Origin of the sequence: Kitasatospora sp. NPDC050463 (assembly GCF_040655255.1) — a bacterium.
Taxonomy (GTDB): Bacteria; Actinomycetota; Actinomycetes; order Streptomycetales; family Streptomycetaceae; genus Kitasatospora.
This window is the reverse complement of the sequence record NZ_JBFAJO010000020.1, coordinates 1-23,561: the sequence shown is the minus strand read 5'-3', so window position 1 is coordinate 23,561 and position 23,561 is coordinate 1. Positions and strand designations below refer to the sequence as shown.

The 23,561-nt window shown below is 73.2% G+C and carries 20 protein-coding genes and 1 tRNA gene; 14 read left to right on the top strand and 7 right to left on the bottom strand.

The window, feature by feature from the left end; genetic code table 11:
- Positions 1-191: 191 nt before the first annotated feature.
- Entirely contained in the window at positions 192-1,034 is an 843-nt protein-coding gene (locus AB0J08_RS15240) for a GntR family transcriptional regulator (protein WP_360632816.1), read from the top strand.
- Between the two features lie 38 nt (positions 1,035-1,072).
- Here the strand turns inward: AB0J08_RS15240 and AB0J08_RS15235 are convergent, their stop codons facing one another.
- Positions 1,073-1,330 (bottom strand): mycoredoxin, encoded by a 258-nt coding sequence (locus AB0J08_RS15235; RefSeq protein ID WP_360632813.1) that lies wholly within the window; start codon positions 1,328-1,330, stop codon positions 1,073-1,075.
- Positions 1,331-1,520: 190 nt separating this feature from the next.
- Between AB0J08_RS15235 and AB0J08_RS15230 the strand changes: the two genes are divergently transcribed.
- The 4 genes from AB0J08_RS15230 (at position 1,521) to AB0J08_RS15215 (ending at position 5,471) form a co-directional block, all read left to right on the top strand.
- Positions 1,521-3,752, top strand: a complete 2,232-nt coding sequence (locus AB0J08_RS15230) for an ATP-dependent DNA helicase UvrD2 (protein ID WP_360632810.1) — start codon at positions 1,521-1,523, stop codon at positions 3,750-3,752.
- Between the two features lie 304 nt (positions 3,753-4,056).
- Positions 4,057-4,539 (top strand): hypothetical protein, encoded by a 483-nt coding sequence (locus AB0J08_RS15225; protein WP_360632807.1) that lies wholly within the window; start codon positions 4,057-4,059, stop codon positions 4,537-4,539.
- A gap of 219 nt (positions 4,540-4,758) precedes the next feature.
- On the top strand, positions 4,759-5,076 hold the full coding sequence (locus AB0J08_RS15220) for a WhiB family transcriptional regulator (RefSeq protein ID WP_360633045.1): 318 nt from the start codon (positions 4,759-4,761) through the stop codon (positions 5,074-5,076).
- Positions 5,073-5,471 carry a hypothetical protein gene (locus tag AB0J08_RS15215; protein WP_360632804.1) on the top strand — a complete coding sequence of 133 codons (399 nt, stop codon included), beginning with the start codon at positions 5,073-5,075 and terminating at the stop codon, positions 5,469-5,471. Before AB0J08_RS15220 ends, AB0J08_RS15215 begins: the two co-directional genes overlap by 4 nt.
- Before the next feature lie 87 nt (positions 5,472-5,558).
- On the opposite strand, the gene AB0J08_RS15210 is transcribed toward AB0J08_RS15215, so the two are convergent.
- Both AB0J08_RS15210 and AB0J08_RS15205 read right to left on the bottom strand, forming a co-directional pair.
- Entirely contained in the window at positions 5,559-6,932 is a 1,374-nt protein-coding gene (locus AB0J08_RS15210; RefSeq protein WP_360632801.1) for an AarF/ABC1/UbiB kinase family protein, read from the bottom strand.
- 148 nt (positions 6,933-7,080) lie between these two features.
- Positions 7,081-8,169: a ThiF family adenylyltransferase gene (locus AB0J08_RS15205; RefSeq protein WP_360632798.1), complete on the bottom strand. Its 1,089-nt coding sequence runs from the start codon at positions 8,167-8,169 to the stop codon at positions 7,081-7,083.
- Between the two features lie 255 nt (positions 8,170-8,424).
- Between AB0J08_RS15205 and AB0J08_RS15200 the strand changes: the two genes are divergently transcribed.
- Complete coding sequence (locus AB0J08_RS15200; protein WP_360632795.1) at positions 8,425-9,153, top strand: M48 family metallopeptidase; 729 nt, start codon at positions 8,425-8,427, stop codon at positions 9,151-9,153.
- 191 nt (positions 9,154-9,344) lie between these two features.
- On the opposite strand, the gene AB0J08_RS15195 is transcribed toward AB0J08_RS15200, so the two are convergent.
- Both AB0J08_RS15195 and AB0J08_RS15190 read right to left on the bottom strand, forming a co-directional pair.
- Complete coding sequence (locus AB0J08_RS15195) at positions 9,345-9,932, bottom strand: NUDIX hydrolase (RefSeq protein WP_360632792.1); 588 nt, start codon at positions 9,930-9,932, stop codon at positions 9,345-9,347.
- On the bottom strand, positions 9,929-11,500 hold the full coding sequence (locus AB0J08_RS15190) for a zinc-dependent metalloprotease (RefSeq protein WP_360632789.1): 1,572 nt from the start codon (positions 11,498-11,500) through the stop codon (positions 9,929-9,931). The genes AB0J08_RS15195 and AB0J08_RS15190 overlap by 4 nt, the downstream gene beginning before the upstream one ends.
- Before the next feature lie 269 nt (positions 11,501-11,769).
- Here AB0J08_RS15190 and AB0J08_RS15185 point away from each other — a divergent pair, with 269 nt between their 5' ends.
- From AB0J08_RS15185 to AB0J08_RS15170, 4 genes are all read left to right on the top strand, one after another.
- Positions 11,770-12,858 carry an NAD-dependent epimerase/dehydratase family protein gene (locus tag AB0J08_RS15185; protein ID WP_360633042.1) on the top strand — a complete coding sequence of 363 codons (1,089 nt, stop codon included), beginning with the start codon at positions 11,770-11,772 and terminating at the stop codon, positions 12,856-12,858.
- A 187-nt stretch (positions 12,859-13,045) separates the two neighbouring features.
- On the top strand, positions 13,046-13,486 hold the full coding sequence (locus AB0J08_RS15180; RefSeq protein WP_360632786.1) for a molybdenum cofactor biosynthesis protein MoaE: 441 nt from the start codon (positions 13,046-13,048) through the stop codon (positions 13,484-13,486).
- A 182-nt stretch (positions 13,487-13,668) separates the two neighbouring features.
- A complete protein-coding gene (locus AB0J08_RS15175) occupies positions 13,669-13,857 on the top strand; it encodes a hypothetical protein (protein ID WP_360632783.1) in 189 nt (62 codons plus the stop codon).
- Between the two features lie 42 nt (positions 13,858-13,899).
- The gene (locus AB0J08_RS15170) at positions 13,900-14,982 is read left to right on the top strand and encodes a PDZ domain-containing protein (protein ID WP_360632780.1); all 1,083 of its coding nucleotides are present in this window, start codon (positions 13,900-13,902) and stop codon (positions 14,980-14,982) included.
- A 73-nt stretch (positions 14,983-15,055) separates the two neighbouring features.
- Here AB0J08_RS15170 and AB0J08_RS15165 read toward each other — a convergent pair whose 3' ends face one another.
- A complete protein-coding gene (locus tag AB0J08_RS15165) occupies positions 15,056-15,619 on the bottom strand; it encodes a PPA1309 family protein (RefSeq protein WP_360632777.1) in 564 nt (187 codons plus the stop codon).
- A 249-nt stretch (positions 15,620-15,868) separates the two neighbouring features.
- Here AB0J08_RS15165 and AB0J08_RS15160 point away from each other — a divergent pair, with 249 nt between their 5' ends.
- The 3 genes from AB0J08_RS15160 to AB0J08_RS15150 all read left to right on the top strand — a co-directional run bounded on the left by AB0J08_RS15160 (position 15,869) and on the right by AB0J08_RS15150 (position 21,361).
- The gene (locus AB0J08_RS15160; protein ID WP_360632774.1) at positions 15,869-18,865 is read left to right on the top strand and encodes a UPF0182 family protein; all 2,997 of its coding nucleotides are present in this window, start codon (positions 15,869-15,871) and stop codon (positions 18,863-18,865) included.
- A gap of 56 nt (positions 18,866-18,921) precedes the next feature.
- Positions 18,922-18,995, top strand: a tRNA-Met gene (locus AB0J08_RS15155).
- 383 nt (positions 18,996-19,378) lie between these two features.
- The gene (locus tag AB0J08_RS15150; RefSeq protein ID WP_360632771.1) at positions 19,379-21,361 is read left to right on the top strand and encodes a tetratricopeptide repeat protein; all 1,983 of its coding nucleotides are present in this window, start codon (positions 19,379-19,381) and stop codon (positions 21,359-21,361) included.
- A gap of 7 nt (positions 21,362-21,368) precedes the next feature.
- Here the strand turns inward: AB0J08_RS15150 and AB0J08_RS15145 are convergent, their stop codons facing one another.
- Entirely contained in the window at positions 21,369-21,788 is a 420-nt protein-coding gene (locus tag AB0J08_RS15145; protein ID WP_360632769.1) for a Fur family transcriptional regulator, read from the bottom strand.
- Positions 21,789-21,896: 108 nt separating this feature from the next.
- On the opposite strand from AB0J08_RS15145, the gene AB0J08_RS15140 reads away from it, so the two are divergent.
- Entirely contained in the window at positions 21,897-23,375 is a 1,479-nt protein-coding gene (locus AB0J08_RS15140; RefSeq protein WP_360632766.1) for a catalase, read from the top strand.
- Positions 23,376-23,561: the final 186 nt, after the last annotated feature.

The window sequence follows — 23,561 nt, the reverse complement described above, 5'->3', positions numbered from 1 at the left end:
AAGCGGCCGAACGGGTGACCGGAGCCGATTTCCCCGCTGGTCGGACGCGCTGATGTTCGTATCCGGAGGGGCCCCTTCCCGCCGCTTCCGGCTCGGGTCCGGCGCCCGCTCCGGGCCCGCCGTCGCCGATCCGGGGCGACATTGTCGGAATCGCCTGAAACCGGGTCACCCCTCTCGCTACATTCACTCGGGTGACAATCCCACGGGGCACCACCCAATCCCCCAAATACCAGCGCCTCGCCGCCGATCTGCGCCGCCGGATCGCCGAGGGCGAGTTCACCGCCCAGGCCGCGCTCCCGGTCGAGAGCGAACTGGAGCGCCAGTACGGGGTCGCGCGCAACACCGTCCGGCTGGCCGTCGACGTCCTGGTCAACGAGGGCCGGCTGGTCCGCCTCCAGGGCAAGGGCACCTACCTCCGGGAACACCCCGTCCTGGACCACCGCGCCTACGGTCCGACCCCGGCGGCGCCCGCGCCGCGGGACTGCCTGGCGGTGCCCACCGCCGTCTACCTCGGCGAGGCCGCCGACGCCGGCCGGGAGCTCACCGTCGACTTCGAGATGATGATCGTCCGGGCCCGGGGCGACATCGCCGAACGGCTCGGACTGCGGCCCGGGGAGGCCATCGTGGTCCGCCGCCAGCTGCGGCTGCTGGACCGGGAGCCGTACTCGATCGAGGAGAGCCACTACCGGGCCGGCCTCGCGGCGGGCACCCCGCTGATGGAGCCCGACCAGATCGACGGCGGCGACGAGGCGGTGCTCGCGCTGCTCGGCCGCACCGAGATCGGCGCCGTGGACCACCTGGTGGCCCGGATGCCCGGCCCCGAGGAGGCGCAGTGGTTCCAGGGCGGCCCCGGGGTGCCGCTGATGGTCCAGACCCGGGTGACGTACGACCGGCGCGGTCCCGTCCGGGTCATCGAGACCCGGTACTCCGCCGACCGCAGCCGGCTCGTCTACAGCGTCGGCGAGCTCGCCGCGCGGGCCCTGCTGCCCGCCCCCGCCGCGCCGGTCGACCCGGCCCGGGCCGACGCCCCCTGAGGGGCGCGCCGGCCCGGACCGCGCCGGCGTACCGCGGGTCAGGCCGCCAGGGCCTTCTTGACCTGCATCAGGCTCGGGTTGGTCATCACGATCTGCTCGCCGCCGCGCTCCGGCGTCACCAGGACGGTCGGCACGATCTGGTTGCCGTCGTTCACGGACTCGACGAAGGACGCCGAGTTCGGGTCCTCCTCGATGTTGATCTCGGTGTAGCCGATGCCTTCACGGGTCAGCTGGCTCTTGAGTCGGTTGCAGTACCCACACCAGGTCGTGCTGTACATCGTCACGCTGCCGGACATCGAGGGGCTCCTTCGGGAAGTGGGCGTGCGGTCTGAGGGAGGAACGTCCGTCACGCATCGGTCATTCCGCGTGCGCCCGGCGTGAGATCGACCTCGCACGCCCGAGTGCGCACCGTTCATCCTGCGATCGCACCGGGCCTGTGGACAAGCCCGCCCCCGGTTGTCCCACCGGGCTGAGAGGATGGAACGCATGCAGGAAGACCTCTTGAGCGGCAGCCCGTTCGACGACTACCGCGCCGCGTCCGGCCCCGACGCGGTGCTCGCCGGGCTCGACCCGGAGCAGCGGGCCGTCGCCACCGCCCTGCAGGGGCCCGTCTGTGTGCTCGCCGGCGCCGGCACCGGTAAGACGCGCGCCATCACCCACCGGATCGCCTACGGCGTGCGCAGCGGCGTCTACCAGCCCGCGCAGGTCCTCGCCGTCACCTTCACCGCCCGCGCGGCGGGCGAGATGCGCGGCCGGCTGCGCCAGCTCGGCGCCGAGGGCGTCCAGGCCCGCACCTTCCACGCCGCCGCGCTGCGCCAGCTCCACTACTTCTGGCCGCGCGCCGTGGGCGGTCCGGTGCCACAGCTGGTGGAGCGCAAGGTCCAGCTGGTCGCCGAGTCCGCCGCGCGCTGCGGGCTGCGGGTCCAGCGCACCGAGCTGCGCGACCTCACCGCCGAGATCGAGTGGGCCAAGGTCTCCCAGATCGGCCCCGACGACTACCCGGCCGCGGTGCAGAAGTCGGGCCGCGAGGCCCCGCGCGACCCGGCCGAGACCGCCCAGGTCTACCGGGTCTACGAGGAGACCAAGAGCCGCCGCGGCGTCATCGACTTCGAGGACGTCCTGCTGCTGACCGCCGCGATCCTGGAGGACCGCCCGGACATCGCCGACCAGGTCCGCGCCCAGTACCGGCACTTCACCGTCGACGAGTACCAGGACGTCTCCCCGCTCCAGCAGCGGCTGCTCGACCAGTGGACCGGCCCCGCCGCCGGCAGCCTCTGCGTGGTCGGCGACGCCAGCCAGACCATCTACTCGTTCACCGGCGCCACCCCCGACTACCTGCTGAACTTCCGCACCCGCCACCCCGGGGCGACGGTGGTCAAGCTGGTCCGCGACTACCGCTCCACCCCGCAGGTCGTCCACCTCGCCAACGGCCTGCTCGCCCAGGCCCGCGGCGAGGCCGCCCGGCACCGGCTGGAGCTGATCTCGCAGCGCGAGGCGGGCCCCGAGCCCGTCTACACCGAGTACGAGGACGAGCCGACCGAGGCCGAGACCACCGCCCGCCGGATCAAGGAGCTGCTGGCGGCCGGCGTGCGGGCCAGCGAGGTCGCGGTGCTGTTCCGCACCAACGGCCAGTCCGAGGTCTACGAGCAGGCGCTCGCCGACGTCGGCGTCTCCTACCAGCTCAAGGGCGCCGAGCGGTTCTTCGAGCGGCCCGAGGTCCGGGACGCCGGCGTGCTGCTGCGCGGCGCCGCCCGGGCCGCCTCGGACCCGCTCACCGACGGCACCCCCGGCCTCGCCGCGCAGGTGCGCGCGGTGCTCGCGACCCGGGGCTTCACCGCCGAGCCGCCGGCCGGCTCCGGCGCGGTGCGCGAGCGCTGGGAGTCGCTGGCCGCGCTGGTCCGGCTCGCCGAGGACTTCGAGCGCACCCGCACGGCGGCCGGCGAGCCGACCGACCTGGCCGCGTACGTCGCCGAGCTGGACGGCCGGGCCGCGGCCCAGCACGCGCCCGCCGTCGAGGGGGTCACGCTGGCCTCGCTGCACGCCGCCAAGGGCCTGGAGTGGGACGCCGTCTTCCTGGTCGGCCTCACCGAGGGCACCATGCCGATCATCTACGCCAAGACGGACGAGCAGGTCGAGGAGGAGCGCCGGCTGCTCTACGTCGGCGTCACCCGGGCCCGCAGGCACCTCTCGCTCTCCTGGTCGCTCTCCCGCTCCCCGGGGGGCCGGGCGAGCCGCAAACCGACCCGCTTCCTGGACGGACTGCGGCCCAACTCCGGCGCGCCGGGCGCGCGCGCCGGGGGTCGGGGCGGGCGCGGTGGCGTCGAGCCCGGCGAGCGCTCCGCCGGGCGCCGGGCGCGCGGTCCGGTCCGCTGCCGGGTCTGCGAGCGGGTGCTCACCGAGGCGGTCGAGCGCAAGCTGCGCCGCTGCGAGAGCTGCCCCTCCACGATGGACGAGGCGCTGTACGAGCGGCTGCGCGACTGGCGCGCCGGGCAGGCGAAGAAGCAGGGCGCCCCGGCCTACGTCGTGTTCACCGACGCGACGCTGATGGCGATCGCCGAGGACGTCCCGGGGACCACGCAGGAGCTGGCGGTGATCTCGGGGGTCGGTGCGATGAAGCTGGACAAGTACGGGGCCGCCGTGCTCTCGTTGTGTGCAGGGGAGGAGCTCGCGGAGGATCCGGTCGACGTCGAGGACGGCGATCCGGGCGAACCCGCCTGAGCCGGTCCGGGGTCTTCTCCGGGGCGGTCGGAGCCGATACCCCGGGGCAGTTCGGAACCCGTCGGGAAACTCGCCGGAAAAATAGTTTGCGCGCCGTACCGGGAGCGCAATAGCCTGCCGGAGCGGTCAAGGGGACGCGAACGCACGGGGTGACGCCTGTGCCATGTCCTCCGGTGCCCGACAGCTTCTCTGCCACATCAGCTTCATCCGCACCACGCATCACCTGCACCGCCTAGACAGACATCCGAACAGTTCGGAGCCCGGGAGACCAGGCTCCGCGAGACGCCGAGAGGAGGCGAAGACAGTGGAAACCATCATGATCACCAAACTGACTGGCCAGACCGTCGTCGCTACCTCCCTGCGTGCCGCCCGCCTGCGGGCTCTCGCCGAGCTGGGTGGAACCGGTCTGGGTCTCGAAGCCACGGGTGCCTCCGTCGCTTCCGCCGTCTCCGTCGCTCCCGTTGTCAGTGGTCTTGGACACACTGGCCTCTGCGGCGCGGATATCGCGGGCGGTATTGACGGCACCTCTGTCGAGACCGGTCTGTCCCGTGGCTGGGCGTCCGTGAGCACGTCGCGTTCCCTGCGTGACGAGCGACCGACCCAGGCACCGAAGGCAGCCGTAGCCGCCGCCCTGCATGGCGGCTATGCGCAGGTCATCGGTGCCGGAAACGCCCAGAAGCAGAACGAGCAGCAGATCAACAAGCAGGCCATGGCCGCCTTCACCGGCGCCACGGCCATCCGGATGCGGGCCTTCCGCGGGCCTGAACCCTGGAGAGAACGAACCTGAGGAAGTCTCAGGTCGGCACCTCCAGGGCCGCGGAACCCGTCACACCGGGATCCGCGGCCCTTCTGTTTTGTCCGGTACGCAAGACCACCCAGGCCCCCCGGGGCCTCCGGCCCAGCCCCACCAGTCAGCTGAGCCGGACCCACTGAAAAGACGAGGAAGACGCCCACAGTGTCCACGGTCATCACGCCGCCCATCCCGTCCGTACCGCAGACAAGCCAGATCACCCCGGCCGACCAGGCCGACCCTCCGGAGGTTTCCCTGATGCAGATCACCACCATCGACCAGGCCGAGGCGCTCGGTCTCCCCATCCCGTGCCGCGCCTTCGACCCGGAGGTCTTCTTCGCCGAGACGCCCGCCGACGTCGAGTACGCGAAGTCCCTCTGCGGCACCTGCCCGGTCAAGGACGCCTGTCTGACCGGTGCGCTGGAGCGGCGCGAGCCGTGGGGCGTCTGGGGTGGCGAGCTCTTCGTCCAGGGCGTCGTCGTGGCCCGCAAGCGGCCGCGTGGCCGTCCGCGCAAGACCGAGGTCGCAGCGTGAACCCCGCGCTCGGAGCCAAGGCCGTCCGCCGGGGAGAGCAGCCCCCGCTGGACAGTGCCCTTCGCCGCTCCGTGCGGATCGCCGCCGCCAAGGCTGACGCAGCCCGCACCGTCAACTTCCCTACGTCGCACCACGAGCAGGACCACGACATGACCGCCGCCGCCATTGATCCGACCGTCCGCGCCGAGCAGACCACTGAACTTCAGATCCAGAACAGGACCCTTGAGATGCAACTCCTCCACGAATCCCTGGCCCGTGCCCATATGCAAGACCGCTTGCAGGAGGCCGAGCACGAACGGCTCGTCACCCGGGTCGTCCGGGCCCGCCGGCTCAAGCTGAGGGCCGAACGGGCCTCGCTGCGGGCCCGCAAGGCCCTCGCCGTCGCGCTGATGTAAGCGCGCCGGGCCGGATCACACCCCCGTCGTGCCGCAGGCCGCCCCCCGTCCCGGGGAGCGGCCTGCGGCCGTTGCTGTGGGGGCCCGTCAGAGCTTCTTCGCGGCCGCGCGCTTCCTCGGCCCGGCGGCGGGACGCTCCTCGAACTCCGGGAGCCACCGCTGCATCTCCGCCCGGAACGGGGCGTTGGCGCCCAGCTGGCAGAGCACGCCGATGGTGCTCAGCGTGACCCGGTGGATCAGCAGGTACGCCGGGGGCAGGTTGAGCTGCTTGCCCAGGTTGTAGGCGGGCGAGCGCGGATCGGCGATCCGCGCGGCCTGGGCACGCATCCAGGCCCGGGTGAAGTGGAAGGTGTCCACCGCGGCCGGCTCGATGATCGGCACCAGGTAGTCCAGCACCGCGTCCGGGTCCAGCTCGATCGAGGGCTTGACGAAGCCCTCCTCGCGCAGCATGTCCAGCACGCCCGCCGCGTCGCCGGCCAGGGCCATCCGCAGCGAGGCCCCGATCGGTGCGGGCAGCCCGCCCGGCAGCCGGTCGACGGTGCCGAAGTCCAGGACCCCGAGCCGCCAGCCGGCGACCGGACCGTCGTCCTTCAGCAGTCGGAAGTTGCCCGGGTGCGGGTCGGCGTGCAGCAGACCGGTCCGGGACGGGCCGGCGAACAGGAACCGGGCCAGCAGGTGTCCGGCCCGGTCGCGCTCCTCCTGGGTGCCGCCCGTGATCACCTCGGCCAGCGGGGTGCCGCCCATCCACTCGGTGATCAGCACCTGGTCGGCCTGCGCGACCACGCCGGGCACCCGGATGTCCGGGTCGTCCGCGAACTCCTCGGCGTGCCGGCGCTGGGCCTGTGCCTCCAGCTCGTAGTCCAGCTCCTCCGCGACCCGCTCGCGCAGCTCGGTGATCAGCGGCTTGATGTCGAGACCGGGGATGAGCGGGCCGAGCAGCCAGGCCACCCGGCTCAGCTGTGAGAGGTCCGCCAGCAGTGCGTCACCCGCGCCCGGGTACTGGACCTTGACGGCCACCTCGCGGCCGTCGTGCCAGACGGCCCGGTGCACCTGGCCGATCGAGGCGGCGGCGGCCGGCCGGTCGTCGAACTCCCGGAACAGCTCCCGCCACCCCTCGCCGAGCCGCTGGGTGAGCGCGGTGTGGACCGTGCCGGCGGGCATCGGCGGAGCGGCGTCCTGCAGCTTGGTCAGGGCCGCCCGGTAGGGCCCGGCGACCTCTTCGGGCAGCGCGGCCTCGAAGACGGACAGCACCTGCCCGAACTTCATCGCCCCGCCCTTGAGCTCGCCCAGGACCTTGAAGAGCTGGTCGGCCGTGGCCTGTTGCAGCTCGGCCGTCACCACCTCGGCCGATCGCCCGCCGATCCGCCTCCCCAGCCCGAGGGTGGCCCGGCCGGCCATCCCCAACGGCAGGGCGGCGAGCCGTGCCGTGCGGGTCATTGCCTTGCGCGGAAGATCGCTCACCCGGGCCTCCAATCCACACGCCCCCGGCACCCCACGACCGGGGGCCGACCATCACTACGCCATTGTGCCCGCTCGCCGACCCGGCCCCGGCACCCTTTTCCGACCCGTCGCCCAGTGGTTCCGGCGCCGTCCCCCGTCGACCGGGTGGTCAGCCCGGCGGCGGCTGTGGTTGCCAGAGGCAGCCGCAGTCGGGGTGGCCCTTCAGCCGCAGCCGGCGCGGCATGCCGTCGACGGCGGAGAGCTCGCACCAGCCGTCGAGGCTCGGCGGGCGGCCGCCGTCCAGGTAGACCTGGGCGTGGAGGGCGGCGAGGCCCGCCACCGCCGTCGCCAGGCCGGTGTCGCAGGCGGGGGTGCGGGCGCGGCCGGGGCCGTCGTCGGCGAGCTGGGCCAGGATCCGCGGCCAGGCCGGATCCTCGTCCTCGCGGGCCAGAACCAGGCAGTGGCCGCAGGCCGAGACACCCGGTACGACGAGCGGCCCGACCACGCCGAACTCCTCCACCACCCCGACGTAGAGGTGCGCCACCCCGGCCCGGAGCAGCTCCCTGGCCTCGGCCGCACCGCCGGCGAAGGCGCCGCTGCCGTCCCGGGGCGCCAGCACCACCAGGTCGGGGTGCCGCTCCGGCCGGCGGCGGGTGTCCGGGGCGGTGCGCCGGGCCGAGGCCCGTTGGAGGGCCTCGCGGGCGGCGGTGGACCGCAGCCGCCCGACGTCGCCGGGCGGCAGGCCGGCGGGGGAGCAGTCCCCGGGCCGGACCCGGCCGGTGTCGGTCACCGTGACCGCCCCCGTGCCGCCGGCCGCCAGCACGGCGGCGAGCGCCGCCCCGACCCGGCCGGCGCCGCGCACCTCGACCCGGTGGTCGGCGCGGCGGGCGAGGACGGCGGGGGCGGTGCCGGGGCCGGAGTGCACCAGCGAGAGCGAGGCGAGGTCGGGGCCGAGCAGCTCCCGGTGCGGCTGCGGGAAGCGGGCCAGCGCACTGCCCGCCGCGTCGGCGTCGTCGAGCAGCCCGGCCTGCTCCAGTTCGTCCAGCAGGGCGCCGGCCGGCTCGCGCCCGAGACCGGCCCGTTCGCCGGCCTCCAGCAGCGCGGGTCGGTCCCGCGTCCCGTCGAGCAGGCCGAGGAAGTCGCAGCGGGCCCGGTCCGCGCGTTCGAGCACTCCGGCGTACTGGCGGACGGTGCCGAACTGCAGGGTCTCGGAGTCCCGCCAGCTGCGGGAGAGGGCGGGCTTCAACAGGAGGCGCACGGCGGTTTCCCTTCCGATCGTTTCCGGACGGCCGACGCCAGCCTGCCCGATCGGAGCGGCCGCGTGCTCCGCGTTGTCCACAGGCACGGGCACATGATCGAATGATCCGTTCGCGCACCCTGTGGATAACCTGTCGTCCGGTCCGGAGTCGTATTCCGGACACTCTCCGGCGACCTTTCGTTCCCGATCACTCCACGAAAGATTTCGGCCATGGCAGCGGACTTCTGTCAGCGGTACCGGGTAACGTCGTGTGCCATGGCAGCCGAACGGGACTCCCATCCCCCGGCGTCGCGTCGGCGTGCCCGTGCAGCCTCCGGGTCCCAGATCGCGACGCCCAGCACGCGCGGGCGCCCCGACCAACAGTCGACCTCGGCGCCGCCGCCGCCCCCTCCTCCGTCGGACACGCACGCCGAGCCGCCGCTGGACCGCTCCCGGGTGGAGGTCCGGCGCAGTGCCCGGCGCAGCCGCACCGTCTCGGCGTACCGCGAGGGCGACCGCACGATCGTGCTGATCCCGGCCCGGATGTCGCACGCCGAGGAGCAGCGCTGGGTCGCGCAGATGCTGGAGAAGCTGGCCGCCCAGGAGAGCCGCCGGGTGCTCGGCGACGACGCCCTGGCGGCCCGGGCGCGCGAGCTGTCCGCCGCCTACCTGGGCAACCGCGCCCAGCCCCTCCAGGTCCGCTGGGTCACCAACCAGAACTCACGCTGGGGCTCCTGCACACCGAGCGAGCGGACCATCCGGCTCTCGCACCGGCTGCAGGGCATGCCGGAGTACGTCGTCGACTACGTGCTGCTGCACGAGCTCGCCCACCTGCTGGTGCCGGACCACGGCCCCTCGTTCTGGGCGCTGCTGGAGGCGTATCCGCGAACGGAGCGGGCGCGCGGCTACCTGGAGGGCGTCGTCTCGGCGGCCCGGCTGCCGCACATCCCGGGCGCCCGGCACGCGGGCCCGCCGGAGGCCGCCCCGACGGGATCCTGCGGCTGACCGGAGCGGTGGTCGCCGGTGCGGGCGGATCCTGGCCGAACGCCGAACGCCGAACGCCGAACGCCGAACGCCGAACGCCGAACGCCGAACGCCGAACGCCGAACGCCGAACGCCGAACGCCGAACGCCGGACGCGCGGCACGGAGGGGGCGCGGGCCACTGCGGCCCGCGCCCCCTCCGTGCCGTCGCGCCTCAGCCGGTCAGTTCCCGGGCGCGCGCCACCAGGTCGCGCACCGAGTGGTCGGTCAGCTCCGGCAGCCCGTCGAAGTCGAACCAGCGCAGATCCAGCGACTCCTCGCTGATCAGGGCCTGGGCGCCCGGCGGGGCCACCGCGATGTACTGGACGTCCAGGTGGGTGTTCTCCGGCCGGTCCTTGCCGGTGCAGCGGACCTGGTGCCGGTCGAGCTTGGCCGGCACCGGCACGCCGTCGGTGGCCAGCAGGACGAGGTCCGGGATGCCCGACTCCTCGGTGGCCTCGCGCAGCGCGGCGGCGGCCAGGTCGCGGTCGCCGGGCTCGCAGTGGCCGCCCATCTGCAACCAGAGGCCGACCTTGGGGTGCAGGGTGAGCAGCACCCGCCCGGCGGCCGGGTCGACGACGGCCGCGCTGGCGGTGATGTGGGCGGGCAGGCAGGAGCGGAAGAGGCCCTCGGGCTGCTCGGCCAGGTGGTCCAGGTAGTCGCGGCGCAGCCGCTCCTGGTCCGGGCCGGCGGGCCGCCAGCCGCTCAGGGTGCGGACGGCGTCCGCGTGCAGCGCGGACGCGCCCGTCTCGGTGAGCGTCATGCGGTGGGCTCGCCCTTCCCGTCCTCGTCCTCGTCCTTCTTCGCCAGGTCGGGCTCGGAGGGCTGGGCGGGCTTCGGGGCCGCCGACGGTCCGCCCGCGGCGGCCTCGCCGAGCAGCTTGTCGATCGCGTCGAAGTCCAGACCGCCCTCCTGGTCGCCGGCGGTGTCCCGGTGCACGAAGGCGTCCGGGTCGTCCAGGTCGGCGGCGGTGGGGAGCATGTCGGGGTGCTGCCAGAGGTCGTCGCGGCCCTCGATGCCCCGGGCGTCGGCGAGCAGCGCCCAGAGCCGGGCGGCGTCGCGCAGCCGGCGCGGGCGCAGCTCCAGGCCGACCAGGGTGGCGAAGGTCTGCTCGGCGGGGCCGCCAGCCGCGCGGCGGCGGCGGACGGTCTCGCGCAGGGCGCCGGCCTGCGGCAGGTGCGGCTCGGCGGCGGCGTGCACGACGGCGTCGACCCAGCCCTCGACCAGTGCCAGCGCCGTCTCCAGACGGGCGAGCGCGGCCTTCTGTTCGGGGGTGTCCTCGGGCTGGAGCAGACCGCCGGCCAGCGCCTCCTGGAGCGCCTCGGGGTTGCTCGGGTCGAGCTGGCCGACGAGCTCCTCCATCCGGGAGGTGTCGACCTTGATGCCGCGCGCATAGGCCTCGACTGCGCCGAACAGGTGGGCGCGCAGCCACGGCACGTGGGCGAAGAGGCGCTGGTGGGCGGCTTCGCGCAGGGCGAGGTAGAGCCTGACCTCGTCGGCGGGCACGTTCAGGCCGTCGCCGAACTCGGCGATGTTCTGCGGCAGCAGCGCGGCCTTGCCGGCCGGGGCGAGCGGCAGGCCGACGTCGGTGGAGCCGACCACCTCGGCGGCGAGCGCGCCGAGCGCCTGGCCGATCTGGCTGCCGAACATGGCGCCGCCCATCGAGCGCATCATGCCCATCAGCGGGCCGGCCATGGCCTGCATCTCCTCGGGCAGGACGCCGCCCATGGCGGTGCCGACCCGCTCGGCGACCGGGTCGACGAGGTCCTTCCAGACCGGCAGGGTGGCTTCGATCCACTCGGCCCGGCTCCAGGCGACGGCGGTGCCGGCCCCGGAGGGGAACTCGGTGACGCCGTCCAGCCAGAGGTCGGCGAGCCGGACGGCCTGGGCAACGGCGGAGCGCTCGGAGGCGCCGACCGACCGGTCCTTGGACTTGCCCTCGACGGGCTCGGCGACGACGGTCTGGCGGGCGATGTCCTTGGCGAGGTCCCAGTTCACCGGGCCGCCCTCGAACGACAGCATCTGGCCGAGCTGCTGGAAGGCGGCGCCGAGGTCGTTGGGGTTGAGACCGCCGAACATCGCGGCGAAGGGGTTGTCGCCGCCGGGTCCAGCAGGGGTGCCGGGCGCGCCGGGAGCACCGGGCATCCCCATGCCGAAGAGCGCGCCGAACGGGTTCCCGCCGAAGCCGAACGGCTGGGGGCCGCCCTCCTCGCCGCCCTGGTCCTTCTTCTTCTGCTCGTCGCCGGGTCGGCCCTTGCCGTCCTCGGGCTTGGCCTTGCCGTCCTCGGGCTCCTCTGGCGGAACGCCGAATCCGAAGGGAAGGTCGCTCACGGGGTCCTCGATCCGGTCGGCCGTCATGCGGGTGGTGGCGGAATTTCGGCCCGCCCGGGGCGGTCGGCGGAGTGGGGAAACTCGCGGCCGGTGGGCGGCTCCCGAGCGGCTGGCCCGCGCCGGGTGCACCGCCGGGCCTTCGCCTCGGGCAGGATGGACGTACGTGACACACGTACGTACGCACATAAGCTAACCGTGGAGGATGGCCGGTGAGTTCCCCGCCTTCGGACGTTCGCTCTGGGCTGACCGGAGGAGAGGACGCCCCGGACATCACGGCGTCGCCGCCTCCAGCCTACGGCGGAAGGCCACTGACCGTGGCCGTCACCGGCGCCGCCGGTGTACTCGGCGAGCGTGTCGCCGCCCGCCTCGTCGCCTCGCCGGGGGTGAAGAAGGTCCTCGCCGTGGACGACCGGCGGGGTGAGGTGCCGGGCGTGCAGTGGCGCGTCCTGGACGTCCGCGACCCGGCGGTGGCCGAGCGGCTCGCCGGTGTGGACGTGGTCGTCCACCTGGCGATGGACCTCGGGATGGAGTCCGACCCGCGGGCCCGCAGCGCCTACAACGTGCGCGGCGCGCAGACCGTGCTGACCGCCGCGGCGGCGGCCGGGGTGCACCGGGTGGTGCTCTGCACCTCCGCGATGGTCTACGGCGCGCTCGCCGACAACGAGGTGCCGCTGGCCGAGGACTCCGAGCTGCGGGCCACCGAGGAGGCCTCGCTGGTCGGGGACCTGCTGGAGATCGAGCGGCTGGCCCGGCGGGCCCCGCGGGCCCACCCCGGACTGCAGGTGACCGTGCTGCGTCCGGCCGTGGTGGTCGGGCCGGGCGTCGACACCGTGCTGACCCGGCACTTCGAGGCGCCCCGGCTGCTGGTGGTGACCGGGTCCCGGCCGTGCTGGCAGTTCTGTCACGTGGACGACCTGGCGGCGGCGCTGGAGTACGCGGCGCTCGGGCTGGTCGAGGGCGAGGTCACGGTCGGCTGTGACGGCTGGCTGGAGCAGGAGGACGTGGAGCGGCTGTCGGGCATCCGGCGGATGGAGCTGCCGGCCTCGCTGGCGCTGGGCACCGCCGCCCGGCTGCACCGGCTCGGGCTGACCCCGGCTCCGGCCGGGGACCTCGCGTACACCATGTACCCGTGGGTGGTCTCCGGCAGCCGGCTGCACGAGGCGGGCTGGCGTCCGACGCACACCAACGAGCAGGTGCTGGCCGAGCTGCTGGCGCAGGTCTCCGGGAAGCACGCGGTCGCCGGGCGGCGCCTCGGCGGCAAGGAGGCCGCCACCAGTCTGGGCGCGGCCGGGGCGACGGTGGCGCTGGTCGGTACGGCCGCGCTGGTCCGGCGCGCGCGCAAGCGGCGCCGCTTCTGACCCTTCGACGGCCGTGGACGGCAGGGCCCGCCCACGGCGTCCGCGGGCGCCCCGCGGCGTCCGCCGGGCCGGCAGGGCCCGCTCCGGACGGTTTGCCGCCGGTCCCATTTCTCACGATGCGAAATTCTCCAATCGTGATACGGAACCCTCTTGCCGGAAGACGCCCGGGATGGGGAATCATGGGGTCATGTCCGAGAACCTCGACCCCATCCGCCTGCTCGCCGTCCGCGACACCCCGCTCTCGCTCGACGAGGTGTACGAGGCGGTCGGCGACGACGCCGCCGGTGGTACGACCGTCTTCGTCGGGACGGTCCGGGACCATGACGGCGGCAAGTCGGTCGCCGCGCTGGAGTACAGCTGCCACCCCTCGGCCGAGCAGGAGATGCGCCGGATCGCCGAGAAGATCGTCGCGGAGTTCCCGGTCCGGGCGCTCGCCGCGGTGCACCGGGTCGGCCGGCTGGAGATCACCGACAAGGCCGTGATCGTCGCCGTCTCCTGCGCCCACCGGGGCGAGGCGTTCGCCGCCGCCCGCCGGCTGATCGACGACCTCAAGCACGAGGTGCCGATCTGGAAGCACCAGGTGTTCTCCGACGGCGAGGAGGAGTGGGTCGGCGCCGGCGGCTGCTGACCCACCGGGACACCGTCGACGCGCAGGCGCGCCGGGCCCTCACTCGAACGGGTCCGGACCGCTGCGCCGAATACTCCCTGGCAGTGAGCCGATCGGCCGTGCCGTAACCCGGACGGCGCCACCCGCGTTGTCCGCCGGGGTGGTTAATCTGCTCATAGACACGACGAGCTGGGAGTACTGACATGGCTGCGCTCGCCTGGTTGATCATTCCGGTTGTCGCCGCACTGTTCGCCGCCGTGTGGGCGGGCTGGGCCCAGCGGGCCCCGAGAGCCACCGGCGACCCCGCCTCCCTCGCCGAGCACCGGCGCTTCATGGCCGCGATGGAACGCACCACCGCCGCCGCCGCCCCGGGTGAGGATCCCGGCCGGTAGCCCGACGGGCGTACCGTCAGCCGCGTCCCGTACTGTCGAGGCATGCCACGCCGCTCTGCGACGATGCTCGCCGCCACCCTGCTGCTCATAGCGCTGCTCTGCGCGTCGGTGCTGATGAAGGTGCCGTACACCGAGATGAGCCCGGGGCCGACGTACAACACGCTCGGGGTGCAGGAGAAGACGGGCACGCCGGTGATCACCGTCACCGGCCACGAGTCGTACCCGGTGAGCGGGCACCTCAACATGACCACCGTCCAGGTCACCGGCGCCAAGTACGAGCCGAGCCTGGTCAACGCGGTGGTCGGGTGGCTCCGTGACGACGTGCTGGTGGTCCCGCACGACAACGTCTACCCGAAGGGCCAGACGGACGCCGACGCCAAGCGGCAGAACGCCGAGGAGTTCGCGCTCTCCGAGGACCACGCGCGGACGGCGGCGCTGACCCAGCTCGGCATCCCGGTCGGTAACGAGCTGATCGTCCAGTCGGTCACGGCCGGCGCTCCGGCGGAGGGCAAGCTGCACGCCGGCGACCGGATCGTCGCGGTCGACGGCACCCCGGTCGCGGACGCGGACGCGGTGGCCAAGGCCGTCACCAGGCACCAGCCCGGCGAGACGGCCGTCTTCACCGTGGTGCCGATGGTCAAGGACGCCGGCAAGGCCGATCCGGCGGCGGCCCGCACCGACATCGCCGTCCCGACCGTGAAGTCCCCGGACACCGGCGCCGCGATGGTCGGCATCCGGCCCGGGATCCGGCACACCTACCCGTTCCAGATCGACATCGGCCTCCAGGACGTCGGCGGTCCGAGTGCGGGCCTGATGTTCTCGCTGGGCATCATCGACAAGCTGACACCCGAGGACCTCACCGGCGGCAGGTTCGTCGCGGGCACCGGCACCATCGACGACAGCGGCTCGGTCGGCCCGATCGGCGGGATATCGATGAAGCTGATCGCGGCCCGGGACGCGGGCGCCGAGTACTTCTTCACCCCGGCCGCCAACTGTGCGGAGGCCGGCAAGAACACCCCGTCCGGGCTGACCCTGATCAAGGCCGAGACGCTGGACGGCGCGCTGAAGTCGCTGGAGCAGGTCCGCAGCGGGCAGACCGCCGCGCTGCCGTCCTGCGCGAACTAGCCGGCGACCGGCCGGTGGCGGGGTCGCGCCGCCGGCTCCGGACGGGACCGCCCGGAGCCTGCGACGCGGACGGCTAGGCGAAGGTGGCGAGCAGCGCCTCGGTCAAGCCCGGGACGAGGTCGGGACCGGTCAGCACCTCGCGCGCGACGTCCTTGGAACGCAGCCGCAGGGCGATCTCCTTCTTGCCGTCGCGCAGCACGGCGGCGGTGATCCGCACCTCCTCGCGCTTGGGGTGGTTGGCCACCCAGTCCGCGAGCTGGGCGTCGGAGGCGTTGCGCGGGCGGGACTGCTCGGCGCCCGGCGGCAGCATCAGCCGCTCGACCACCAGGGCGCAGCCGGCCACCGCGTCGGGCCAGGCGATGGTGGCGAGGAACTTGTCCAGCTCCATCCCGGCGGGCAGTTCGTCCTGCTCGACCGGGGTGAGGCCGGCCTCCGGACTGTCGGAGAGGCCGAGCTGCTCGGCGATCCGGGGATCGGCCTTGCGCAGCTTCGCGCTGTCCACCAGGGCGAACAGCCGGGCCGGGAGGTCCCAGCCGAGGGTGGCGGCGTACTCGTCGATCTCCAGCGCGGCCCGGGTCAGCGGGGTCGCGGCCGGGAGCTTGGAGACGTCGTCGGGGGAAGGGGAGACATCGGACATGCCTCAATCCTCACACGGCGGGCGGTCCGGGCGGTGCCACCCGCGGTCCGGCACGGGCGGCCGGGACGGGTTCGCCCCGGCCGGTGTCCGACCGGTGGCGTCCGGTGAGCGGACGGCCGGCCGGCGGCGGCCTGGGAACGCCGGAGTAACCGTCTGCTAACGGCGGGAACTCGGCTAAAGCCTGGTTAAGTTGCACTGACGACCGATCGATTCCAGACGACACAGCTGAGGTGCCCCGTGGTATTCCAGATGCCGGAACGCTCAGGGCCGGGATTCCGGCGCAGGGTAGGCCCGCCCTCCCGGCGGGCGCGGGTGGCCCTGCTGACCCTGGGCGTACTCGCGGTGCTCTTCCTGCTGTTCGTCATGTTCGCCGGATTCTGGACGGACTGGCTCTGGTTCAAGTCGGTCCACTACTCCTCGGTGTTCACCACCCAGCTCTGGACGAAGGTCGGCCTGTTCGCCGTCTTCGGCCTGCTGATGGCGCTGGTCGTGGGCGCGAACGTCTGGCTGGCGCACCGGCTCCGGCCACCGCTGTCGGCGATGTCGGTGGAGCAGCAGAGCCTGGACCGCTACCGGGCCGGCCTGGCGCCGTTCAAGCGCTGGGCGCTGATCGGGATCTCGCTGGTGATCGGCCTGGTGGCCGGGGCCGCGGCCTCGGGCCAGTGGCGGACGTGGCTGCTGTGGACCAACGGGACGTCGTTCGGCGTCAAGGACCAGCAGTTCGGCATGGACGTCTCGTTCTACGCCTTCGAGCTGCCGTTCTACGAGTTCGTGCTCGGCTTCGCGTTCAGCGCGGTGATCGTCTCGCTGCTGGCCTCGGCGCTGGTGCACTACCTGTACGGGGGCCTGCGGCTGCAGGGCCCGGGCCGCCGGGCCAGCGCCGGCGCGCAGGGCCACCTCGCGGTGCTGCTCGGCGTGTTCGTGCTGTTGAAGGCGGTGGCGTACTGGCTGGACCGGTACGCGCTGGCGGTGAAGACCGGTTCGTACAAGAGCGTCACCGGCTGGACCGGCCTGCGCTACGTGGACGCCAACGCGTTCCTGCCGGCCAAGACCATCCTGTTCTTCGTCGCGATCATCTGCGCGGTGCTGTTCTTCCTGACCCCGATCCGCCGCACCTGGGCGCCGGCCCTGATCGGCCTCGGGCTGATGGTGCTGTCGGCGGTGCTGATCGGCGGGGTGTACCCGGCGATCGTGCAGCAGTTCCAGGTCAAGCCGAACGAGCAGGCCAAGGAGACGCCGTACATCCAGAAGAACATCGACGCGACCCGGCAGGCGTACGGGATCGCGGACAGCCAGACCACCCAGTACACCCCGCAGGGTTCGACCACCGCGGAGGCGCTCAAGCCGGACGCGCAGACCATCGCGGACATCCGCCTGCTGGACCCGAACGTCGTCTCGCCGACCTTCCAGTCGATCGAGCAGCAGCGCTCGTACTACGCCTTCCCGGCCACGCTGGACGTGGACCGCTACGGCAAGGGCGAGGGCGCCCAGGACACCGTGATCGGCCTGCGTGAGCTGGACCTCAACGGGGTGCAGCGCAACTGGATCAACGACCACTTCAAGTACACCCACGGCTACGGCGCCGTGGTGGCCAAGGGCAACCAGGTCAACGACAAGGGACAGCCGGTCTTCACCGAGTCCGGCCTGCCGGCCACCGGTTCGCTGGGCGACTACCAGCAGCGCGTCTACTACGGCGAGAAGACCGGCACGTACTCGATCGTCGGCGGCGCCAACCAGGAGATCGACTACACCACCGACTCGGGTGAGAACAAGCAGTACCAGTACACCGGTGGCAGCGGCGTCTCGCTGGACAACCCGATCACCCGGGCCGCGTACGCGGTGAAGTTCGCCGAGCCGCAGATCCTCTACGCGGGGGCGATCACCGACGGCGCCAAGGTCATCTACGACCGGACGCCCAAGGAGCGGGTGGAGAAGGTCGCCCCCTGGCTGTCGATCGACGCCGACCCGTACCCGGTCGTGCAGCCCGGCCCCGACGGCAAGCCCGGTCGGGTGGTCTGGGTGCTGGACGGCTACACCACCTCCGACGGCTACCCGTTCTCCTCCAAGACGACGCTGGGCACGGCCACCAAGGACTCGCTGACCAACCAGCGCGGTGAGCTGCTGACCGCCGCCAACCAGGTCAACTACATCCGCAACTCGGTCAAGGCCACCGTGGACGCGTACACCGGCGAGGTGACGCTCTACCAGTGGGACGAGAACGACCCGGTGCTGAAGACCTGGATGAAGGCGTTCCCGGACACCGTCAAGGCCAAGGCCGACATCCCGGGCACGCTGATGCCGCACCTGCGGTACCCGCAGGACATGTTCAAGGTGCAGCGCGACCTGCTCGGCCAGTACCACGTGACGGACGCCAACTCGTTCTTCAACGGCAGCGACATCTGGCAGATCCCGGTGGACCCGACCAGCGACACCAAGCAGCCCCAGCCGCCCTACTACCTGACGGTGCGGATGCCGGACCCGGCGGTCACCGCCGCCAGCTTCTCGCTCACCAGCACCTTCGTGCCGAGCGGTCGGGAGAACCTGGCGGCCTTCATGGCGGTCAGCGCCGACCCCGGGCCGGACTACGGGAAGATCCGGCTGCTCAAGGTGCCGGGGGACAGCAAGACGCTCGGCCCCAACCTGGTGCAGTCGCAGTTCAACTCGCGCCAGGAAGTGGCCCAGCAGATCACCCTGCTGAAGAGCGGCGGTGACTCCGAGCTGGAGTACGGCAACCTGCTGACCCTGCCGGTCGGCGGCGGCCTGCTCAACGTCGAGCCGGTGTACGTGCGCGGACGCGGTGCCAAGTACCCGACGCTGCAGAAGGTGCTCGCGGTCTACGGCAACGACAACGTGGCCTTCGAGAACACCCTGGAGGAGGCGCTGAAGAAGGTCTTCGCGGGCGCCGCCCCGGCGACCACGCCGACCGCGCCCACCGCCCCGGGGACGCCGACCAGCCCGACCACGCCGACGCCCACCCCGGGTACGCCGACGCCGGGGGGCACGGTCACGCCCGAGCTGCAGAAGGCGATGACGGACGTGCTGAAGGCGCAGAGCGACCTCGACGCCGCCGCCAAGGCCGGCGACTGGGTGGCCGTCGGGCAGGCGCAGAAGGCGCAGAGCGAGGCGGCCAAGGCCTTGGCCGGGGCCCTGCAGAAGGCCGGACTCGCGCCGACGGCCGCTCCCTCGGCGGCCCCGACCCCGTCGGGCTCACCGGGTGCCACCCCGGCGCCGAGCACCGGCCCCTGAGCTGCGGTAACCGATTTCAGTCCCACCCCGCGCCCGTGCTATGGTTTGTCTACCGACGCGGGGTGGAGCAGCTCGGTAGCTCGCTGGGCTCATAACCCAGAGGTCGCAGGTTCAAATCCTGTCCCCGCTACTCAGTAGCACAGAGGCCCGGAGGATCATCCTCCGGGCCTCTCGCGTTTTCCTCCGAGGGCTGCGCGGGCCCCTCCGGTACTATCGACCGTCGCCACCGACGCCGGAATCGGGGTTTGTGGGGCCCGAGTGTCGGGAAATCGACAAAGCGCCGAAGCAATTTCGTCGGCTTCGGTTCCGCGCCGCCGAATTCGGCCGGGGCAGGTGTACGCGGGTTGCGGGTGATGCGACGATGGGACACACGGGGGACACCGCACGGCTGCTGACCAGCCGTCGGTGCCGGCGCGCCCCGTGGGGACCCCTGCGGCCGGAGGCCGGGAGCGGGTCCGTCCGGCCGCGGGCCGGGGGAGGATGCCGCGACACTCTGGGGGAGCGGGAGTCGGCATGAGGCTGATCGGCAAGAACGGGCCAGGAGCCAAGTCCGCAGCGACCACCGAGGCGGACACCGAGGGCTGGGCCGAGAGTTCCGAGGAGCACCCCGGCGCCCTGCCCGCCCAGCGCACCGGCGGGCTGACCGAGCGTCGGTCCGGCGGCTACGGCCCCGACAGCCTGGTGCACGTCTCCGCCCGCCAGTTCACCGCCGCCATCGGTCCGTACAGCGCCACCACGGAGGACGAGGAGGGCGAGGAGGGGCGCGACCGGGCCGGGCTCGACTCCGCCGGTTTCGACTCCGCCAGTTTCGAGAGTGCGCTGGCCGCCCGCGAGCAGGCCGCCCTGGAGGCCCGGCACCGCCAGGCCGCCGACGACGGGGACCCGGACGCCGCCAGCCGGCTCGGCACCCTGCTGCTGCGCCGCGGGGACCTGGAGGACGCCGAGCCGTACCTGCGCGCCGCGGCCGCCGCCGGGCTGCGCGCGGCTGCCAACAACCTCGGCGTGCTGCTCCACCAGCAGGGCCACCGCTCGGAGGCCGCCCAGTGGTGGCGCCAGGCCGCCGTGGCCGGCAGCGCGCCCGCCGCGCACGCGCTCGGGCTCCAACTGCGGGACCAGGGCGAGGAGGAGGCCGCCGAGTACTGGCTGCACTTCGCCGCCGACCACGGCCACCCGCTCGGCGCCTACGCGCTGGGCGACTTGATGGAGCACCGGCGGGACGTCCGTGCCGAGCGCTGGTTCAAGGTCTCCGCCGACGCCGGGCACCGCGAGGCCGCCTACCGGCTGGCCCGGATGCGCGAGGCCGCGGGGGACAAGGAGACCGCCGAGACCTGGTACCGCACCGCCGCCGCCCGCAGCCACGCCCGCGCCGCACTGCGGCTCGGCGTGCTCCTGGAGGAGCGCTCCCGCGTCGACCACGCACTGCTGGACGAGGCCGCGCGCTGGTACCGGCAGTCGGCGCAGAACGGCGAGCCGCGGGCGGCCTGCGCGCTGGGCTTCCTGCTGCGCGACTCCGGGGACCTCACCGCCGCCGCCGAGTGGTGGCAGGAGGCCGCCGAGGCCGGGGACGGCAACGCCGCCAACGCCCTGGGCGCGCTGCACGCCTCGCGCGGCGAGGCGGCCGAGGCCGAGCGCTGGTACCGCAGCGCGCTGGACGCCGGCGATCAGAACGGCGCCTTCAACCTCGGGCTGCTCTGCGCCGGGGCGGGCCGCGACCAGCAGGCCGAACAGTGGTACCGCCGCGCCGCGTACGCCGGGCACCGGGAGGCGTGCAACGCGCTGGCCGTGGTGCTGCTCCAGCGCGGCGACGAGTCGGGCGCCGAGCCGTGGTTCTCCAAGGCCGCCGAGGCCGGCAGCGTGGACGGCGCCTTCAACCTGGGCGTCCTGCACGCCGGGCGCGGGGACCACCGGCAGGCGCAGGAGTGGTACGCGCGCGCCGCCGCCGAGGGCCACGGCGAGGCGGCCCTCCAACTGGCGGTGGTCCAGGAGCAGCGCGGCAACCTGGCCGGCGCGCTGGAGCGCTACCGGCAGGCGGCGGCCGGCGGGTCGGCCGAGGGCGCGTTCCGGCTGGCCTCGGTGCTCGACCGGCGCGGCGACGCGGACGCCGAGGCCGAGCACTGGTACGCCGTCGCGGCCGACGCCGGCCACCGGCGGGCGCAGGTGCGGATGGGCGTGCGGGCCGCCGAGCGCGGGGCGCTGGAGATCGCGGAGAGCTGGTACCGGCGGGCGGCCGGGGCGGGCAGCCGCAGCGCGGCCTTCAACCTGGGCCTGCTGCTGGCCCGGCAGGACTGCGAGGCCGAGGCGATGCTCTGGTACACCCGGGCCGCCGACGCCGGGCACGGCCGGGCGGCGCTGCGCCTCGCCCTGCTGGCGCTGCGCCGCGGGGAGCCGGTGCAGGCGGAGAACTGGTGCCGGCGGGCCGCCGACCACGGCCCGGCCGAGGTCGCGGAGCGGGCCGGTCGTCTGCTGGGCGCGCTGCACGCGGAGTTGAGCGCGTAGCGCTCGCTCAGGGGCCGGTGGTACAGCCGGGGCAGAGGCCCCGGTAGGTGATCTCGGCACCGGAGACGGTGAAGCCGAACCGCTCGCTGTGGGGCAGGCCGGCCAGGGGGTCGCCCTGGGGATGGACGTCGCGGATGGCGCCGCAATCCGAGCAGACCAGGTGCTGGTGGGGCCGGTGCGCGTTGGGGTCGTACCGCTTGGCCCGGCCGTCGGTGGCGACCTCCAGCACCTCGCCGAGGCAGACCAGCTCGCCGAGCGTGTTGTAGACCGTCGCGCGGCTGATCTCGGGCAGGCGTTCCACGGCCCGGGCGTGCACCTCGTCCGCCGTGAGGTGGACGTGCTCCCCGTCGAGGACCTCGGCCACGACCCGGCGCTGCGAGGTCAGCCGCCACCCACGTCCGCGAAGTCGTTCCAGCAGATCACTCATGCGTACAGGATAAGTGAAGCTCTGACTTTGGTTCCAGTGTTGACTTAGACAAAGTCCAAGTTAGGATCGAGCTGTTGTCACGACCGGATCACGCGGAGGCACCCCCTTATGACCACCCAGGACGAACTGCGCCCCATCCTCACCACGGAGGCGGGTGCCCCCGTCGCCGACAACCAGAACACCGAGACCGCCGGCATCGGCGGCCCGGCGCTGATCCAGGACCAGCAACTGTTCGAGAAGCTGGCGCACTTCAACCGTGAGCGGATCCCGGAGCGCGTGGTGCACGCCCGCGGCGCGGCGGCGTACGGCACCTTCACGGTGACGGCCGACGTCACCGCCTACACCCGGGCCAGCTTCCTCGCCGAGGTGGGCAAGCAGACCGAGACCTTCCTGCGGTTCTCCACCGTGGCCGGCAACCTCGGCTCCGCCGACGCCGTCCGCGACCCGCGCGGTTTCGCGCTGAAGTTCTACACCGAGGACGGCAACTACGACCTCGTCGGCAACAACACCCCGGTGTTCTTCATCAAGGACGCCACCAAGTTCCCGGACTTCATCCACACCCAGAAGCGGGACCCGTACACCGGCTCCCAGGAGGCGGACAACGTCTGGGACTTCTGGGGCCTGTCGCCCGAGTCGACCCACCAGGTGACCTGGCTCTTCGGCGACCGCGGCATCCCGGCCAGCTACCGCCACCTCGACGGCTTCGGCTCGCACACCTACCAGTGGCAGAACGAGGCCGGCGAGTACTTCTGGGTCAAGTACCACTTCAAGACCGACCAGGGCATCAAGAACCTGACGGCGCAGGAGGCGGCCCTCCTGGCGGGCGAGGACCCGGACAGCCACCAGCGCGACCTGCGTGAGTCCATCGAGCGCGGCGAGTTCCCGAGCTGGACGGTCAGCGTCCAGATCATGCCGGCCGCCGACGCGGCCCAGTACCGCTTCAACCCCTTCGACCTGACCAAGGTCTGGCCGCACGCCGACTACCCGCTGGTCGAGTTCGGCAAGCTGGAGCTCAACCGCAACCCCGACAACGTCTTCGCCGAGGTCGAGCAGTCGATCTTCTCGCCGTCGCACTTCGTGCCCGGCATCGGCCCGTCCCCGGACAAGATGCTCCAGGGCCGCCTGTTCGCCTACGCGGACGCCCACCGCTACCGCGTCGGCATCAACGCCGACCACCTGCCGGTGAACCGCCCGCACGCCACCGAGGCGCGCACCAACAGCCGGGACGGCCACCTCTACGACGGCCGCCACGGCCGCCGCAAGAACTACGAGCCCAACAGCTTCGGCGGCCCGGTGCAGACCGGCCGCCCGCTCTGGGCCGCCACCGCGGTCACCGGCGCCACTGGCACCCACGAGGCGCCCTCGCACGCCGAGGACGACGACTTCGTGCAGGCGGGCAACCTGTACCGGCTGATGGGCGAGGACGAGAAGCAGCGGCTGATCGCCAACCTGGCCGGCTTCATCGCCAAGGTCTCCGCGGACCGCGAGGACATCGTCGAGCGGGCGATCGAGAACTTCCGCCAGGCCGACGCCGACTACGGCCGCCGGCTGGAGACGGCGGTCCGGGAACTGCGCAAGCAGAAGTAGCGGTACCCCGATGAGCCGCGGGCCCGGAGACCGGATGACCGGTCACCGGGCCCGCACGCATCTTCGCCCGCTCGCCTCCGGGCCGCTTGATCCGGCGCCGACGGTCGGCGCTCCGTCGCTCCTTCGTCGCTCCGTCGCTTCTCCCTTTCGGCACCGGCGCGGCCCTTCGGCTCGGGGCGGGTTCGG